Origin of the sequence: Paenibacillus qinlingensis (genome assembly GCF_013204845.1) — a bacterium.
GTDB classification, from domain to species: Bacteria; Bacillota; Bacilli; order Paenibacillales; family NBRC-103111; genus Paenibacillus_E; species Paenibacillus_E qinlingensis.
In genome coordinates, this window is record NZ_JABMKY010000005.1 from 274304 (window position 1) to 291573 (window position 17270).

Annotated in this window: 14 protein-coding genes; 11 read left to right on the top strand and 3 right to left on the bottom strand. The window is 45.8% G+C overall.

Features of this window, described 5'->3' with window-relative positions:
• The first annotated feature begins 80 nt into the window (after positions 1-80).
• The 5 genes from HQN88_RS13060 to HQN88_RS13080 all read left to right on the top strand — a co-directional run bounded on the left by HQN88_RS13060 (position 81) and on the right by HQN88_RS13080 (position 8445).
• Complete coding sequence (locus tag HQN88_RS13060; RefSeq protein ID WP_173112153.1) at positions 81-2396, top strand: helix-turn-helix domain-containing protein; 2316 nt, start codon at positions 81-83, stop codon at positions 2394-2396.
• A 211-nt stretch (positions 2397-2607) separates the two neighbouring features.
• Positions 2608-4242, top strand: a complete 1635-nt coding sequence (locus HQN88_RS13065) for an extracellular solute-binding protein (protein ID WP_173112156.1) — start codon at positions 2608-2610, stop codon at positions 4240-4242.
• A gap of 86 nt (positions 4243-4328) precedes the next feature.
• The gene (locus HQN88_RS13070) at positions 4329-5294 is read left to right on the top strand and encodes an ABC transporter permease (protein ID WP_420794183.1); all 966 of its coding nucleotides are present in this window, start codon (positions 4329-4331) and stop codon (positions 5292-5294) included.
• Between the two features lie 16 nt (positions 5295-5310).
• Positions 5311-6189 (top strand): carbohydrate ABC transporter permease, encoded by an 879-nt coding sequence (locus HQN88_RS13075; RefSeq protein ID WP_173112159.1) that lies wholly within the window; start codon positions 5311-5313, stop codon positions 6187-6189.
• 15 nt (positions 6190-6204) lie between these two features.
• The gene (locus tag HQN88_RS13080) at positions 6205-8445 is read left to right on the top strand and encodes a glycosyl hydrolase family 95 catalytic domain-containing protein (protein ID WP_274319543.1); all 2241 of its coding nucleotides are present in this window, start codon (positions 6205-6207) and stop codon (positions 8443-8445) included.
• Positions 8446-8554: 109 nt separating this feature from the next.
• On the opposite strand, the gene isdG is transcribed toward HQN88_RS13080, so the two are convergent.
• Genes isdG through HQN88_RS13095 form a run of 3 tightly spaced genes read right to left on the bottom strand, consistent with a single transcriptional unit; the run spans position 8555 to position 11633 of the window.
• A complete protein-coding gene (gene isdG / locus HQN88_RS38065) occupies positions 8555-9688 on the bottom strand; it encodes a heme oxygenase (RefSeq protein WP_173112163.1) in 1134 nt (377 codons plus the stop codon).
• A complete protein-coding gene (locus tag HQN88_RS13090) occupies positions 9685-10683 on the bottom strand; it encodes a FecCD family ABC transporter permease (protein ID WP_173112166.1) in 999 nt (332 codons plus the stop codon). The genes isdG and HQN88_RS13090 overlap by 4 nt, the downstream gene beginning before the upstream one ends.
• Positions 10680-11633 carry an ABC transporter substrate-binding protein gene (locus HQN88_RS13095; protein WP_173112169.1) on the bottom strand — a complete coding sequence of 318 codons (954 nt, stop codon included), beginning with the start codon at positions 11631-11633 and terminating at the stop codon, positions 10680-10682. Before HQN88_RS13095 ends, HQN88_RS13090 begins: the two co-directional genes overlap by 4 nt.
• Before the next feature lie 261 nt (positions 11634-11894).
• Here HQN88_RS13095 and isdC point away from each other — a divergent pair, with 261 nt between their 5' ends.
• The 6 genes from isdC to HQN88_RS13125 all read left to right on the top strand — a co-directional run bounded on the left by isdC (position 11895) and on the right by HQN88_RS13125 (position 17231).
• A complete protein-coding gene (isdC, locus tag HQN88_RS13100) occupies positions 11895-12566 on the top strand; it encodes a heme uptake protein IsdC (protein WP_173112172.1) in 672 nt (223 codons plus the stop codon).
• Positions 12567-12594: 28 nt separating this feature from the next.
• A complete protein-coding gene (locus tag HQN88_RS13105) occupies positions 12595-13701 on the top strand; it encodes an S-layer homology domain-containing protein (protein ID WP_173112175.1) in 1107 nt (368 codons plus the stop codon).
• Between the two features lie 7 nt (positions 13702-13708).
• Positions 13709-14614 carry a heme ABC transporter substrate-binding protein IsdE gene (gene isdE, locus HQN88_RS13110; RefSeq protein ID WP_420794184.1) on the top strand — a complete coding sequence of 302 codons (906 nt, stop codon included), beginning with the start codon at positions 13709-13711 and terminating at the stop codon, positions 14612-14614.
• Positions 14615-14658: 44 nt separating this feature from the next.
• Positions 14659-15642 (top strand): FecCD family ABC transporter permease, encoded by a 984-nt coding sequence (locus HQN88_RS13115; RefSeq protein WP_173112177.1) that lies wholly within the window; start codon positions 14659-14661, stop codon positions 15640-15642.
• Positions 15632-16408, top strand: coding sequence for an ABC transporter ATP-binding protein (locus HQN88_RS13120; RefSeq protein ID WP_173112403.1), 777 nt, complete (start codon positions 15632-15634; stop codon positions 16406-16408). The genes HQN88_RS13115 and HQN88_RS13120 overlap by 11 nt, the downstream gene beginning before the upstream one ends.
• A 367-nt stretch (positions 16409-16775) precedes the next feature.
• Positions 16776-17231, top strand: a complete 456-nt coding sequence (locus HQN88_RS13125) for a hypothetical protein (protein WP_173112179.1) — start codon at positions 16776-16778, stop codon at positions 17229-17231.
• The last annotated feature ends 39 nt before the right edge of the window (positions 17232-17270 follow it).

The following is a 17270-nucleotide window of genomic DNA, read 5'->3' on the forward strand; positions in this document are numbered from 1 at the left end:
ACTTAAATCCGAGACGGTTTCCTCTAATTTCGTTATAATATATGAAAGCAGTTACAAATGGCGATAAGGGGTTAGTGCTAATGAAGTTTAATCGGATCCGATTTAATAAACGCAGCGTAATGTTTACTTGGTTTACTTCTTATATCTCCGTGCTGCTCGTCCCGATCATCATTAGTGGAATTCTATATGCGGCTTCTTGGCATGTGGTCGAATCGGAAGTCAATCGTGCCAACACGAATGCACTGAAGCAGATGGAATTGGCCATCGACAACAGTTTGGGAGGCATTGAGCGGTTAAGTCTAGAAATTTCCCTGAATAAACAAGTGAATGCATTTATCAACACCGCACAGCCGCTTACGGATAACGATTATTACGATTTAGTCAGCATTTCGAATGATTTGCGGGTGTATCAGACGGCGAATGAGTTCATAGAACAAATTTATCTATATTATAAAAATAGCGATACCGTCATATCCACACGTAATCGGACAGACAGCCGCCAATTGTTTCAGATGTTGGACGGACAAACGCTGAAAGGCAATGATGCGTGGAAGTCGTTTCTGGATAATCGCTATGTCCATTCCTATATGCCAGTGACGATGAAAGAGGCTGACAATTCGTACAAAGCTGTTTTATTTGCCAAATCCGTTTCTTTGGCGAATCGCGATCAGCCAGGAGCAGTGCTCCTGTTTGTGATAAAAGATACGAAACTGCTTGCCAATCTTCCGCCATCCGAAGCGACATCTGTTGCGTTGCTGGATAATGAAAACAGACTAGTCGCTTCTAGTGGTCTAGAGCAAAGGCCGCAATTTCTGACATATGACAAGTTTACTGGTGAAAATGGACTCTTTTATGGAGATGTAGCTGGGGAGCAGGTCGCTGTATCCTATACCACTTCAGGCAGGACAGGCTGGAAATACATGTCGATGATTCCTGCCGAGCGTTTTGATGACAAGATGAAGTACATGAAAAGGCTCGTGTATGCTAGTATTTTGCTCAGCCTTCTGCTAGGCGGGGTGGTCACTTTCCTATTCCTTCGCAAAAATTACAATCCGATTAATCTCCTCATTCGTAGCTTCTCGACAAAAGCAGGGATTTCATTTGCCGAGGGAACGAATGAGTATGGCTTCCTGCAAGATGCGCTGAACAATACATTCGCGGAGAAAGAGCAGGTTGATCGCCGTTTGCATCAGCACCGCGATGCCATTCGCTCGCATTTTCTGCAAGGGCTGCTTAAGGGAAATCTGGAGCAGGACATTCCTGTCCATGAATCACTCTCAGCGCATGATATACGCCTGTCCTCGTCTCATTTTGCTGTACTCTTGTTCCATATCGATCATTTTGGCAAATTCCAGGATGATGTCACGGTAGATCCGCAGAAGGTGAAGTTGATGCAGTTTATCCTGATGAATGTGGTGGAAGAAGTGATCGGCAGTCAGCATCGGGGCTTCGTAACGGAAATGGATGATATGCAGGCATGTATTTTTAATTTCGGCACGGGGCAGGACCCAGAGGAGCTGCAGCAAGTTGCTGATCAGGTAAAATTGTTTCTGCTTGACCATTTCCATGTCCATTTGACGGTGTCGATCAGCGGGATTCATACCGAGTTGTTCGGAATTGCCGGGGCTTATCAAGAAGCGTTATCTGCAATGGCCTATCGTCTTGTAGTAGGGGGCGGGGCAATCATCCGATACGACCAATTACCGAGTTCCGAGGCTGCTCATCAGGCCGGGAATTACTATTATCCTTTGCATGTAGAGCAGCAATTGATTAATTTTGTTAAAACAGGCGATTATGAGAAGTCGAGCTCAATTATTGAGCAGATTATAGAAACGAACGCCTCCAATGCGGTTTTATCCGTACCTCTCGGCAAGTGTCTCATGTTTGACCTAGCCAGTACGATGTTGAAAACGATGAATGAAATCGGCTCGCAAGGCAATAAAACGTCCTTAACTGAACAGTTTCATCCTGTTGAACGACTATTCGGATGTGAAACGATGAAAGAAATGAAAGGGGAGATTCTCTCGATTCTTGAGCAGGTCTGCCAATCGATCCAAGCTGAGCGCAAACAGGAGCACAGTCCACTTGGAGAACTTGTAAGTTCATTTGTGAAAGCCAACTATGCGGAAGATAATTTGAACATTTCCATGATCGGAGAGAAGTTCGGAATCACGCCATCCTATTTATCCAAACAATTTAAGGCGCAAACCGGCGATGCACTGCTTGATTTTATCAGTCGAACACGGTTGGAAGAGGCCAAAAAGCTGCTAAGTGAACAATCGCTCTCCATTATGGAGATTGCGCGTAAGGTTGGATATGCGGATATCAATACGTTCAATCGGACTTTTAAGAAGTTTGAAGGCATTACGCCAGGGAAATACAAAGAATTAAAGTGATTCAGTACCGGGTATTTTGGAGTCGTACAAGCTTGCTTGCGCGACTTTTCATTTTTTGCACAGTGATTTTGGATTCTGATGATTGCTTTCTATGGATTTTAAATAGGGATTTGCAGTTTTGACGATATTCAAAAGAGTGCTTAACCATCCATACTGAAGCTACAGTGCTGCAACGAAAACAATCGCACTAATCGATATGAGGGGGATTCACATGAGCAGTCGTTCAAAAAGAAAATCCATTAGCCTGGCACTAAGCGTTGTGGTAGCTTCCAGTATGTTCGCCGCATGTTCCAAAGAGGCAACGAAGTCTCCAAGTGAAACAGGAAGTGCTTCAACAACAGCGCCAACTGCCGCAGCAGGCAAATATCCAATTGCTACGCAAGAAACACTAACCTCTTGGGAGCAGATTAATCCGAACTTGACAACGGTGTTTCCAAATATAGGCGATTCCCCTTTTGGCAAGCAGTTGGAGATCGATACCGGTGTTAAAGTCAAGTATACGCATCCTGCAGACGGTCAATCAAAAGAACAATTCAACTTGCTAATCGCTTCGAACAATCTGCCGGATGTGATTGAATACAATTGGGGCGGCGGTGGAACGGCTGCGTATCCAGGTGGTCCAGAGAAAGCGATTGCTGACAAGGTGATTCTTCCTCTCAACGACTTGATCGATAAAAATGCGCCTAATTTAAAGAAACTGCTTCAGCAGGATAAAGAGCTGGACAAAATGATTAAAACGGACAACGGCACCTACTATGCGTTTCCAATGATTCGTCCGGACAATGGCTTGGTATTCCGCGGACCGATGCTTCGCAAAGATTGGCTGGATGAACTGAACCTCCCAGTGCCAACGACAATTGATGAATGGTACACCGTTTTGAAAGCATTCAAAGAGAAAAAAGGTGCATCCGCAGCTTTGACCGCTCAGTATAGCAATGAATTGAATATTCAAGATGCATTCATTGGCGCTTATCAAACAGCTAACCGTTTCTATGTTGACAATCAAGGTAAAGTGAAATACGGGCCGATTGATCCGCAATTCAAAGATGCACTGACGTTGCTTCACAAATGGTATGCAGAAGGATTGCTAGATAAGGATTTCGCATTGAATACGGATTCCAAATCACAGGATACGAGATTACTAAGCGATGAATCCGGTGCGACAGTCGGCTTACTTAGCGCTGTAGGCAAATGGATGGATACGGGTAAGAAGAAAAATCCAAAATTCCAGCTTGTACCTGCACCATACCCAACGTTGAAGAAAGGCGAACGCGCTTTCATCGGTCAACGTGACTTTAAATACAACCCAGCCGTAAGTAAAGCAGTTGCAGGTGATTCCAAACATGCGGAACTTGCTGTTAAATGGATGGATTATGCGTTTGGCGAGAAGGGCAGCATGCTCTTCAACTTCGGAATTGTTGGCGAAAGCTACACGTTAGACAATGGCGTGCCTAAGTTTACAGATAAAATCACCAAAGATCCGAAATTGAGCCTGCAGCAAATGATTTCCCAATATACCAAGCCGAACGGTCCATTCCTAGGCGACAGCCGGAAGAGTTTCAATACGTACAAAGAGCAGGACGATGCTGTCGGGATTTGGGAACAAACAGACGCTATCAAACACGTAATGCCGCCTTTCTTGACGCCGACAACGGAAGAAAGCAAAGAGTTGGCTAAATTGAGTACAGCAATTACGAGTTATAAAGAAGAAATGTTCGTTAAGTTTGTTATGGGCAAAGAGCCAATCGACAAATTCGATGACTATGTCAAACGAATTAATGAAATGGGCATCGACAAGGTGACTCAAATCTATCAAAAAGCGCTGGATCGTTACAATAAGCGATAATTAGTTTACGGCATATCTTGCGGAGGAGGAACGAACCGTTCCTTTCCTTCCGCAAGAATATGGCCGTGGCAGGAGAAGGTGATGCGATGAACACCATGATTTCCAAAACGAAGCCAGTTTCAGCCGTTGAAGACAAACGGAAAGTATTCCGTTTCGGGCTATTGCTGGATATACGTAAAAACAAACTGCTATATGTGATGTTGCTGCCTGTTCTGCTGTATTATGTCGTCTTCCATTATGCGCCAATGTATGGCGCCCTGATCGCTTTCAAGGATTACTCACCAAGAATCGGTATTTGGGGGAGTGATTGGGTCGGATTCGAGCATTTTGCTAATTTCTTCAACGGAGCCTATTTCTGGCGAACGATTAAGAATACGGTTCTGATCAGCTTCTACCAGTTGTTGTTCGGGTTCCCGGCACCTATTATTTTGGCCCTATTACTGAACGAATTAAGACATGCTATGTTTAAAAGATTGGTACAGACCGTAACTTACATGCCGCATTTTATTTCATTGATTGTTATTTGCGGTATACTGAAAGATTTTACAACCAGCGATGGCGTCATCAATGATATCATTGCCTTTTTCGGAGGGGAACGCTCGACGTTCTTGCTAGAACCAAGTCTGTTCCGTTCTGTCTATGTGTCTTCTGGGATCTGGCAAAATATCGGATGGGGAACGATTATTTTCTTGGCGGCTTTAACCGGAATTGATCAAGAACAGTACGAGGCAGCTCGAATCGATGGCGCTGGCCGCTGGAAACAGATGACGCACGTCACGTTGCCAGGGATTATGCCCATCATCATTATTTTGCTTATTCTCGACATTGGCAAAATGATGAATGTCGGTTTTGAGAAAATCATTTTGCTGTATAACCCGGGTACTTATGAAACGGCAGATGTCATTTCTTCCTATGTGTACCGCGTTGGTCTGCAGGATTTCAATTATAGTTACAGTTCAGCGGTGGGCTTGTTTAACTCGGTCATCAACTTTGCCTTGCTCATTTCCTCCAACTGGTTGAGCCGCAAATTCAACGATACAAGCTTGTGGTAAAGGAGTGTGCATGAGGATGGTAAACAAGAGGAGCTTTTCAGAAATATGTTTTGATACGATTAATGTTTTTCTGCTGATTTTAATGATGCTGCTTACTGTATATCCACTTATTTATGTGCTGTTTGCTTCTGTTAGTGACGCAGGAAGCCTAATGGGCTACAAGGGCATGTTATGGCGTCCTCTCGGTTTCTCGCTTGATGCTTATACGAATGTATTCCGCAATCCGATGATTGTGAAAGGTTACGGCAATACACTGTTTGTCGTATTGATGGGCCTAGTGCTGAACATTACGCTCACTGCGTTCGGAGCTTACGCTCTTTCGCGCAAGAGCTTGCTCTATCGCAAGCCGCTTATGTTATTTATTATTTTCACCATGTTCTTTAGCGGTGGGTTGATCCCCCTTTACTTGACGGTCAAAGGTGTGGGATTAATCGATTCCCTATGGTCGCTTATTATTCCGACTGCCATTAATACGTTTAATCTGATTCTGATGAAGACGGCATTCGAAGCGATCCCAGATGCGCTAGAGGAATCGGCCAAAATAGATGGAGCAAACGACTTCGTCATTCTATTTCGGATTGTGCTTCCACTCTCGATGCCCGTTGTCGCTGTTATGCTGTTGTATTACGGCGTAGGTCATTGGAATTCTTGGTTTAATGCGATGATTTTCTTGCAGGAGCGTTCGCTTTATCCGTTGCAACTCGTGTTGCGGGGAATTTTGCTCCAAGGAGAGGCTAGTAGCAATTCAGGCGCTTCCGACGAAGATGCTGCCATGCTTGCCGCCACCTTGAAATATGCGACGATTATCGTCGCTACGGTTCCCATTTTGTTCGTATATCCGTTTTTGCAAAAATATTTCGTCAAGGGCGCACTGATCGGAGCCGTCAAAGGCTAAAGGAGGAAGTTAGCCGTGAAAGAAAGCAGCAACTCGGCTGTGCAAGTAGTTGTCGATTGGGAACGTTATATGGCTGACAACGATATGGAATGGGTCGTCAAGCCGGTTAGCTGGGATGAAGGAGCCTTCCTCGGCAATGGCTTGCTAGGCACGATGGTTTACGGTGAAGAGCATGCGAGTAAGCGGCATGTCCTTCGTATGGTAACTGGGCGCACGGATGTGACGGCAGTCCGAATGGATAAGCCAGGATTCCCACCTCGTGTTCAGCTTGGCGAACTAGATCTGGAACTGGAAGGGAAGATTTATCATCCCACGCAGATGCGAATCAGTCTGTGGAACGCCGAATTACAAGCTACGCTGACGACAACAAGCGGAGAGGTGAAGCTTCGCTCAATCGTTCATAGTCTCGATCCGGTGATCGCCGTAGAGATTGAGACGACAGAGGGTGAAAGTGGCGCACGCTTTGCGTGGTATCCTTTCCCGGACGTCGATCCAGTACTGAAAAACGCAGACGGCGTGAATTTAAATCAATATGTGCCTCAGACGGAAGTCGTTTATTCGGAAGATGAGGATGGCATTCGGGTGTGTACACAGCGGTATTCGGGCGAAGATGGCTGCGTAACTGCTTGGAAAGACGTGCAGGTTTCGCCGAATCGCCGAATCTGCTGGCTGTCCATTGCTAGGGGACATTGTGAAACGGCAAAGGCTGAGGCAGTGGAGGCGGTAGCGCAGGCTTCGGCAACGAATTTCGAAGTGTGGGTGCAAGCTCACCGAGCATGGTGGCACCGTTATTACCAGCAAAGCTTCGTATCGTTGCCGGATGGCCGTTTGGAAAGCTTTTACTGGATACAGATGTATAAACTGGCGTCCGCTACAAGAGTAGACAAACCTTTGATCGATAATCAAGGTCCTTGGCTTACATCGACACCATGGCCAGGTGTCTGGTTCAACATGAATGTACAGATGAGTTATTCTCCGGTTTATACGGCCAATCGTTTGGAGATGGGAGAATCACTTATTCGGTCCTTGCATGCAAATAGGCAGCAACTGATTCGTAATGTGCCTGAACCCTTCCAACACGATTCAGCTGGTTTAGGACGCAGCTGCAGCTTCGATTTGCAGGCGAGTGTAGACGACGAAGTTGGCAATTTAACGTGGATCTGTCATAACGTGTGGCGTCACTACCGCTATACCATGGATGATGGGATGTTGGAGGAAGTGTTATTTCCTATTCTCAAACGGAGTGTGAATTATTACATCCATCTGCTTGAGGAGGGAGAGGACGGCTGCTTGCATCTGCCTCCGACGATATCTCCGGAGTATGGCTCGTTCATGCGAACAACGGTACCGGATTGCCATTATGATCTTTCCTTGTTGCGCTGGGGCTGTGAGACGCTGCTTGCGATAGGCAACAGGCTGAACGTTAGCGATCCGCTAAGTTCGAAGTGGCAGGACATTCTAACCAGATTGGTTCCGCTGCCGGTCGATGAGACTGGCTTTATGGTTGGTCGCGACATGCCGCTTGCTTATGGGCATCGTCACTTTAGTCACTTGCTGGCGATTTTCCCGCTCCATCTGATTAGCGGTGAAACGGAGGAAGAGCGGGCCTTAATCGCAACTTCTCTGCGACATTGGCTGGCCAAAGAAGGCGACCTGCGCGGTTTCAGTATGACTGGAGCAGCGTCTATTGCCGCTGTTCTAGGACAGGGGGATGAGGCGCTTCGACTCCTGCAATCGCTGCTGCTCATCATCAAACCGAATACGATGTACAAGGAAGCGGGACCGGTGATCGAAACGCCGCTAGCCGGTGCGGAATCGATACAGGATATGCTGCTCCAGAGCTGGGGCGGCAAACTGCGGGTGTTTCCAGCTGTGCCCGAAGCATGGACAGAGCTAGCCTTCCATGACTTGCGTGGGGAAGGCGCCTTCTTAGTCAGCGCAGTCCGCAAGGATGCCGCTACACAGTGGATAAGGGTGAAGAGTTTAGCAGGAGAACCTTGTCTAATTAAGACGGGCTGGCAGGGAAACACTCGTTGGGACATCATTGGCGTGGACGGCGCGGTGCGAGTGTCTGGAGAAACGGTTATTAAGGATGAACTATCATTGGCGTTGGAGAAAGGTGAAGAGGCTGTACTTTATCCAAGTAATGAGGTTCCTGATTTCTGTGTACGTCCGGTCGGAGAAAAGGACAAGGTTGTACGATACTATGGCGGACACAAACCTTGGCGGTTGTACGGGTTTCAGTCAGACAAGTAGGGTGAGTAAATATCGTTACAAACAAAACGTAGACCCTCAAGCATAGAGCTGTGGGTCTACGTTTTGTTTGTTTATATGTAAAAATAAGGAATAAATGGAATGAGTGAAACTAACTTGCGGTAACAGAAGCATCGTCTAACTGAATGGGTTGACGTACGATTTTAACCTCATGGAAGGAAATTTTGTTCGATAGGATGTAATCAGGCTTTTCTCGATGGGAATGTGATTCCCGGAAAGCGTCGCTTGTTGTCCACCCTGTGAAATCCTCTTTGGAACGCCAACGAGTCACGACGCTTACTTCGTCATATTCCTTGAGATTTTCGGTCAAATGGACTTCAAGGCCAAGAAAGCCAGCCATATATTCGACCTTTCCTACTTTGTCAAAGCGCTCAATTAATTTGTGGGCCTCACCTTTGGTAATTTGTGAAGTGTTGGTTACGATAATCATGGATAATTCCTCCTTGGATGGTGGTTTAGGTTTTATAGGAATAATGACAGGGTAGTCGTCTTCAAATGTAACTTTGGCGTGGATGTCGTAGACGTCTTGTAAAAAACGGCTGGACAACAAAGACCTGGGTTCACCCCGATGTACAACCTTGCCGAGTTTCATAGCAATCATATAATGACAGTAAGCGGCTGCTTGCTGAAGATCATGAAGTACCATCACAATCGTAAGCTTGTATGTTTCATTAATCTTTTGCAGCATCTCCATAACATCGAGCTGATGGGCGATATCCAAGAAAGTTGTCGGTTCATCCAGCAGTAGAATCTTTGTTTTTTGGGCCAAAGCCATGGCAATCCGTACTTTCTGCTGCTCCCCTCCAGATAACGTATGAAACATACGATGTTCATTTCGCTGCGTACCAGTGATCTCTAAGGCCCAGTTGACGATATCGTGATCTTCCGAATTCATCCGATCAAACATCCGTTTGTGCGGTGAGCGACCATATGCAACAAGTTCTTTGACGGTAAGCTCGGGGACCTGTTCCTTCGCTTGGGTAAGCATGGCTGCCGTTTGGGCAAACTGCAAATTACTGTAAGATTTAAGAGGATGACCGTAGATTTCAACGTTGCCGCTATCGGGATGCTGTAAGCGGGTGATCACTTTCAACAATGTCGACTTTCCAGACCCATTAGGGCCAATGATAGCTGTCATTTTACCGTAAGGGATGGTGACCGACAGATCTTGCAGTCCGAAGGGGCCGAAAGCCAAATGAATATTCTTCGTTTCAATTGCATTCAACCTGTCATTCCCCGTTTCTTTAATAAATATAGAAAGAATGGCGCTCCTATTACGGCAAGCAGAATCCCGACTGGTAACTCAATGGGGTCAAAAACTGTTCGAGCAACTGTATCTGCGAACACTACCAAGACTGCGCCACCTACGATGGATAAGGGAAGCATAAAGCGATAGTCGCCTCCGACGAGCAGTCTTACAGCGTGAGGTACAACCAGCCCAACAAAGCCGACCAAGCCAGCCACACTAACGGCTGCTCCTGCCAGAAGGGAAGAGAGCAGTATCAGAAAGAAACGTTGCACTTCTACTTTCTGGCCAAGTAGTTTGGAAGCATCGTCCCCTAGAAGCAGCAGGTTGGCAGGCTTAATAGCGAAGAGAGATAACACTAATCCGACGATGGCATAAGGTGCCATGAAGGATAAGTGATGCCAGCTTTTACCGCTAAGCCCACCGGCTAACCAAGGAAGAACAGCTTGAACTCGATCGCTATAAATAACCATGAAGCCATTGGTAATGGCTCCTATTAACGCGTTAATCGCGACGCCTGCCAGCACAATCTTGATGGGGGAGGAGCCTTTACTCCACGCTATGGCATAAATGAATACTGAAGCAGCGAGCGCGCCAGCAAAAGCGAGCACAGGAAGCAGATAGCTCAACTGCGGAAACACAATCATCGCCATAATGGCAGCTAAGCCTCCGCCTGCGGAAACGCCGATGATACCCGGATCGGCAAGTGGATTTTTCATAACGCCTTGTAGTAAGGCGCCGGATGCTGCTAAGCAGGCGCCAACCAGCAACCCGATGAGGACACGAGGAAGACGTAGATTCATAATTATTTTGTAAGCGAGAGGTTCACCGTTTGAAGTAAACACCTCCCAGATGTCTCTAAGTGAGATGGGAACTGAACCGTAGGTCAATCCATAGAAAGTTACTGCAAGCAATAATAGAGGAGCGAGAAGAAGTCCCCATTTACGACGAAAACTACGCTGGTTTACATTCATGGATTTGTAACCTTACGCAGAAGTAGGTTCATCATATCCAGCGATTCGATAACGCGTGTACCTGGGTTTGAGCCGAAGAGGTCTGCAGGAAGCACCTCAACCTGATTGTCTTGGACAGCATCAAGAGAGCTCCAAGCGGCATTCTGCGACATTTCCTTCAGGAATCCCTCTTTAACTTGATCAGGATTAGTATGACTCATCAACAAAATAAGCTGTGGATTGGATTTGATGATTTTCTCCGTATTCAACTGTGCGTATTGCGGATAGCTCTCTAATCGGGGGTAATCTGCTGCAATATTGATTCCGCCAGCCTTCGTCAGAATATCGCCACTGAGTGAGTTGTTGAGTGCTGCCATATAAGTGCCAGGTGCACCATAAACAAGCAAGACCCTAGGTTTGGGAGCATCTGTTTTGGTACCAAAGGCCTGCAGTTTCTGCTCAATGACTTGGATGAGTTCTTTTGCTTTTGGTTCTTTCTGCATTAACTCGCCAATCAGCGATAGCTGTTTTTTTATATCATCGATGGAGTTCGCAGACGAGAGCACCAATTTGGAACCTAGGGCTTCTATAGATGGAATATCCTTTTGGTTCATTGGATTGTTTCCAAGTACTACATCGGGGCTTAGCAATGCAATTTTCTCCAGATCAATACCGTGTGCAGATCCGATTTGCTGGGCTTTCTCTGCTTCTTTTATCCAGGCAGGCGTGGTAGAGGTAGGTCTACCTACGACTTCGCCTCCCAACGCGTATACAAGATCTAATTCACCATTGCTGAGCGCAGCAATCGTGCGTGGCACTTGCTTAAAGGAGATATTTCTTCCAGCAAAATCCTTGACGGATACAACTGGAGAGGCGTCGGCTGAAGTTGAATTGACCTCATTTAGTGGGGGATTACAGCCTGCGAGCAACGTAAGGATAGCAAACGGAACGAGCAGGAAAGTTTTTCTCATTTATGTAGATCCTCCTGTGATAATGGTTCTCAATTACAATGGTAGTTGAGAACTGTTATCACTGTCAATACATTTTTTTGGTATAATCCCCCAGTCAACAGTTTACATAATACGAAGACGGAATGGAGGGGGTCATCCTAAATGTTGGGAAAAAATAAAGTTGACATGACCTAATATGTGAGCTATTATCAACGCAATGACATTCAATTGAGAATGATAATCATTTACGTTTAGGGTTTGAATAGGAGGAAGAACCTGAGTATGAAGAAGAGAGTGAGTACAACAGTTTGTGTTCTGATGCTGATATGGATCATACAATCCGCAATCTCATCCATCGCCTTGGCGGCGTCGAATGTGTCGGATGGCACCTACAGCATTGATTATGTGATTACCAAAGCGGAGAATGATTCTGCGTCTATGGCGAATGATTACTTTGAAAAACCAGCCATATTGAAAGTGAAAAATGGTGAAATAACAGCACAGATTCAAATGAATCATAGCAAGTGGATTACGGTGTTCAAAACGGCGAAGGGAACTGATTTTCCTAGTGCGGAAGTCATTAAGAGTAATCAGGTTGAAGATACGCGAGTCGTTCAATTTGCCATTGAGGATATCAGCAAACCGCTGCTTTCCAAAATCCATGTTACGGTAAAGGATATCGATTATGACCATGATTATACGATTCGGTTCCTGTTTGACACCAACACGCTGAAACTTACGGAATCTGCCGCCAAAGTAGATACGACGAGTAAAGCGCTTGTTAGTAGCAGTACTAGTGTTTCTAGCAAGATTGGCGTAGCGCAACAAGAGAAGATTGTTGTTAATCCGCAGACAGGAGACGACACACCAATGAAGCTGTTAGTTGGCGTCCTGATTGTATCAGGGGCGAGTATTGCTGCGCTACTAATATCTAAACGTCGTAGGGTCCAATAATCATACGTAAGTAAAGGAAGTGAAGACGTTGAAAAGACGTTTAACCAATGTTATATCAGCATCAGCGTTTATTCTAACGTTGTTGGTCGCTGTGCATAGTCCAGTAGCTCATGCTATTCAGCCTGCTGCAACTGAGAATCCTATGAATGCATCCAATGTTGTACAGGCAAACCCTAACGGTATTTCGGATGGAAATTATCTCCTTGCGTTCAAATTTCATAAGTTCAATACAGATCAAGTATCTGTCATGCAGGATTATGTGGAGAAGCCAGGCCGATTACTCATTAAGGATGGGAAAGCGTTGGTTCAGATTACTCTGAAACAGAGTAATGAAATCAAGCAATTCAAGCTAAACGTCGCAGGAAGCCTGGTGTCTCCAGAAATTGTGGCGACAGACGAGCAGAATAATACGCGAACCGTTCAGTTTGAAGTGAAGGACCTTACGGCTAAAGTTACGGGATGGGTGAAAATCTATTGGCAGGTCAACGATTCATTTCTCTATGATCACGAATATGATATTGATTTGACCTTCGATAAATTAACCATCAAGCAAGAACCTGCAATACCCATCACACCGCCAGTTCAGGAGGTTAAACTCAGCGGGCACATGCCTGATGTTGATCATCACTGGGCTCGAGATGCTATCAAGCAGGCTGTGCAAGTGAAAATTGCAAATGGGTATGAAGATGGTTCTTTTCACCCTGACGATGAGATTAATCGTGCCGAGTTTACGGTGCTGCTTAACCGGGCTTTGAAGCTCGAGCCTGGCAAGGAAGCTATTACTTTTACGGACGGGGATGAAATACCTGAATGGGTAAAGCCGCATCTAGCATCGGTAGTCGGGTCAGGAATTATTGGCGGTTACGAAGACGGGACGTTTCGAGCTGATCGGAAGATAAGTCGAGCGGAGCTCGCAGTCATGATCGTCAGAGCGTTACATCTGAAAGTAGATCCCGATGCATCGCCAACATTTGCAGATTCAGCAACTATTCCTAAGTGGGCGAGCGCAGAAGTAGCTGCTGCTTCGAAAGCTGGTCTTATCAGCGGGCGGGATAACGATTTATTTGCTCCACATGCCAGTGCAACGAGGGCAGAAGCTGTAAGTTTGATTATGGCCCTGCGAAAGGAGAAATAGCCTGCTGATGCGTAAGGATATATGGATGCGTATTTCTCTAATGATTTTCACTGCTTTGCTGGTAACCGGATGCACCGATGCTGCAAACGAAGAAGTTCTTACTCCCTCAATCACGCCAACAGTTGAACAATCGAACGCTGTTTCACATCGACTTGTTTCAACAACCGTTGCTGCTACCCAGTTCACTGATGTACTGGATTTAGATTTGGTTGGCGTACCGACAAGTTCAAAAGTGCTGCCCAAGCGGTATGACGGGGTGACGAAGGTTGGGAATCCGATGACACCGAATATGGAAATTGTCAAATCGTTAGAACCAACAGAGGTCTTGTCCGTGACTACGTTGGAATACGATCTTGCACCTGTATTCAAGAATGCGGATTTGCAAGCCAATTTCTTGGACTTCACCAGTCTGGAGCGCATGAATAAAGCGATTCTGGATATCGGGCAGCGATATGGACGGGAGAATCAAGCTAACGCTCTAGTCGAGGGTTATGCAGCTAAAGTCGAGCAGATTCAGAAACAGATTGAAGGGAAGCCGAAGCCGAAAGTTCTCATCCTGCTTGGCGTGCCTGGCAGTTATCTCGTCGCCACCGAGAATTCGTATATTGGTGACTTGGTTAGGTTAGCCGGTGGCAAGAATATCGTGGAAGATTCCAAAGTGGAGTATCTGGCTTCGAATACCGAGTACTTACAGAAATCGAATCCGGATGTTATCTTACGTGCAGCACATGGGATGCCGGAAGAGGTTATCAAGATGTTTGAGAAAGAATTCAAGAAAAACGATATTTGGAAGCACTTTGCTGCGGTGGAAAATAACCGAGTGTATGATTTGCCAGAGGAGCTGTTTGCGACTACGGGAAATTTGGCCGTGAGTGAAGCATTGGATGCAACAGTTAAGATGCTCTTTCCATAATGACATGCGCACATGTATGACAACATTTAATGAGGAAACTAAGGATGAATAAAATAGTATGGAGTTTATTAAGTGTAAGTGTGCTCTTTCTTGCTGTCTTCGTCTACTCGGCTTGTACGGGCAGTATTAAGGTAGGCTGGCTGGAGTTGATCCAGGGATTATTCACCGGAACCAATAAGCAAGTTGAAGTGATTCGGGATTTAAGATTGCCACGCATCATTATATCGTCATTAGTGGGGGCAACGTTAGCCGTTTCCGGTGTTCTGCTGCAAGCGGTCATGCGCAGTTCATTGGCAGATGCGGGAGTAATCGGCATTTCTTCAGGAGCAGGTTTCGTTTCCATTCTGACCGTATCGATTTTTCCCAACCTGTTTTTTTGGATGCCTCTTTTTGCATGTCTTGGCGGGGCTTTAGCTTGTTTTCTCGTCTACACATTCGCATGGAAATCCGGGTTAAATCCGATTCGCATCATTCTTGTAGGTATCGCGATCAATGCCACCTTCAGCGGGCTTGGACAGTCCTTTAACTACCGAGGCAGTTACGCAGTTACGAGTATTAATCAGGCAGTAACCTCCATTTTCACGATGAAAAATTGGGGGGATGTCCGTATTATGCTGCTCTACGGGTTACTTGGCCTAGTATTGGCTTGGATGGTGAGTCCATGGTGCAACTTATTGGCGCTCCAAGATAAATCAGCCAAAAGTGTAGGCCTCCATGTATCCAGGGTTCGTCTGTGGATTTCAGCGATTGCGGTGTTACTTGCAGCTGTGGCGACGGCTATTGGAGGTTTAATCGTCTTTGTTGGTCTGTTGATTCCGCACATTGCCCGCCTGCTTGTAGGTTCGGATCATCGTGTTCTAATCCCCTTCTCGGCGTTGGCAGGTGCGCTTCTGATTCTGGGGGCAGACACGCTGGGCCGTACGGTATTAGCGCCGGCGGAAATTCCGGCTTCTATTATTATGACCGTTATAGGGGGGCCATTTTTAATATTTATGCTTAGGAAGAGTGAGCGTGTATATGGACGTTAATCAACTGAGTTTTTCCTATGAGCCTAAGCGGGGAAAGTTGCAACTGCAAGAGATTAATTGCTGCTTTCCGCAGGGCAAAATTACGGCCATCATTGGTCCCAACGGGTGTGGGAAATCGACACTGCTTGGCGTCATGTCTCAAAACTACAGACCGCAGAGCGGAGAAGTTGTGTTGGACGGCAAATCAATCGCTGCGTATAAGCCGAAAGAATTAGCCCGCAAGTTGGCTGTCGTACATCAACAGAACGAGGCTCCGGTCGATCTGACCGTGGAAAGGCTTGTTACATTTGGCCGGAATGCGCATAAGGGATTATTCGCTATGCAACGTGAAGAAGATGAGAATGCCGTAGATTGGGCTTTGCGCTGCACAAATTTGCTTGAGAGGAGGGAGACCACGTTAGATCAGCTGTCAGGTGGGGAGAAACAGCGCGTATGGATTGCTATGGCACTTGCCCAGCGGACGCCTATTTTATTTCTGGATGAGCCTACCACGTTTCTGGATATTTTCTATCAGATTGAGCTTCTAGAGCTTATTCGTAATTTAAATGTGACCTATGGTCTGACCATTATTATGGTGCTGCATGATATTAACCATGCAATTCGATACAGTGATGAGATTGTGGTTATGAAGGAGGGCAAAGTCTGCCTTCAAGGTGCTCCCCGAGATATTATTACGGTGGAGACAATTCATGCTGTTTATGGGGTTAGGTCTGTCATCCGAGAAGATGAGGAAGCTGGTCTAAGCGTGCTTCCAATCGGAATTTAAGGGAGAAGTCTGCACTAAATTGGTTGTAAAAATAGTAAAAAAAAGAGGTTGACAAATTTTTGAATGAATGGATAAGATAGGTTTGTCGATAGGTGGTGCACACATCTTCGACGCTTCGACCGTGAAGAGACATCGATTATTGGCCTGATTGGCATGTCTCAGCCTAGAAGTTTTTTTTTACACCATGATTGATAATGATTATCATTATCTCTACATAGCGGACCGTTCGTGGCATTCACGAGACACAACGTAGGAAGGGGGCACAGCCGCAGCATCCCTGCTAGACCGAAATATTTCAACTAGCAAGACCATCGTAAAAACAGTAGAAAAATTAAAAAAACTAAAAATGAAGGAGTGTTACCTCACTATGAAATTATTATCCAAAAAATCCGTTGTTTCCATGTTCCTATTCTCTGCACTTACGCTAGCTACGGCTATTCCTGCTCTTGCTGCTGATCAAAATTATCAACTTTGGAATCCAGCTACTAGCGCTGTATCCCATGCTTCGTCATCGATTGAAGGTCCTGCTGTTGTTACAGGTTCAGCAGGTAACTACACGGTAACAATCAAGTTGAAAAACTCCGGCACTTACATGGGAATTACACTTCCTGCCAGCTATTCATTCTTAAATGCTGATTTGGATAGCGCACCGACAGGTGATGGCACTTATGAAGTAACGGCAACCAAAACGGTATCCGGTGGTTACACGTACTTCGCGTTCAGCGGTTTGTCTGACAATACGTTTAATGTGCCAATTGAGCTTCAAACATCTGTACTTGGCATCCATAACTCAACCAGCGAATTGATTATCGACTGGAACTAAGTATTTACGGAAACGAAGAGTGTCTGAGACTGCACTCTT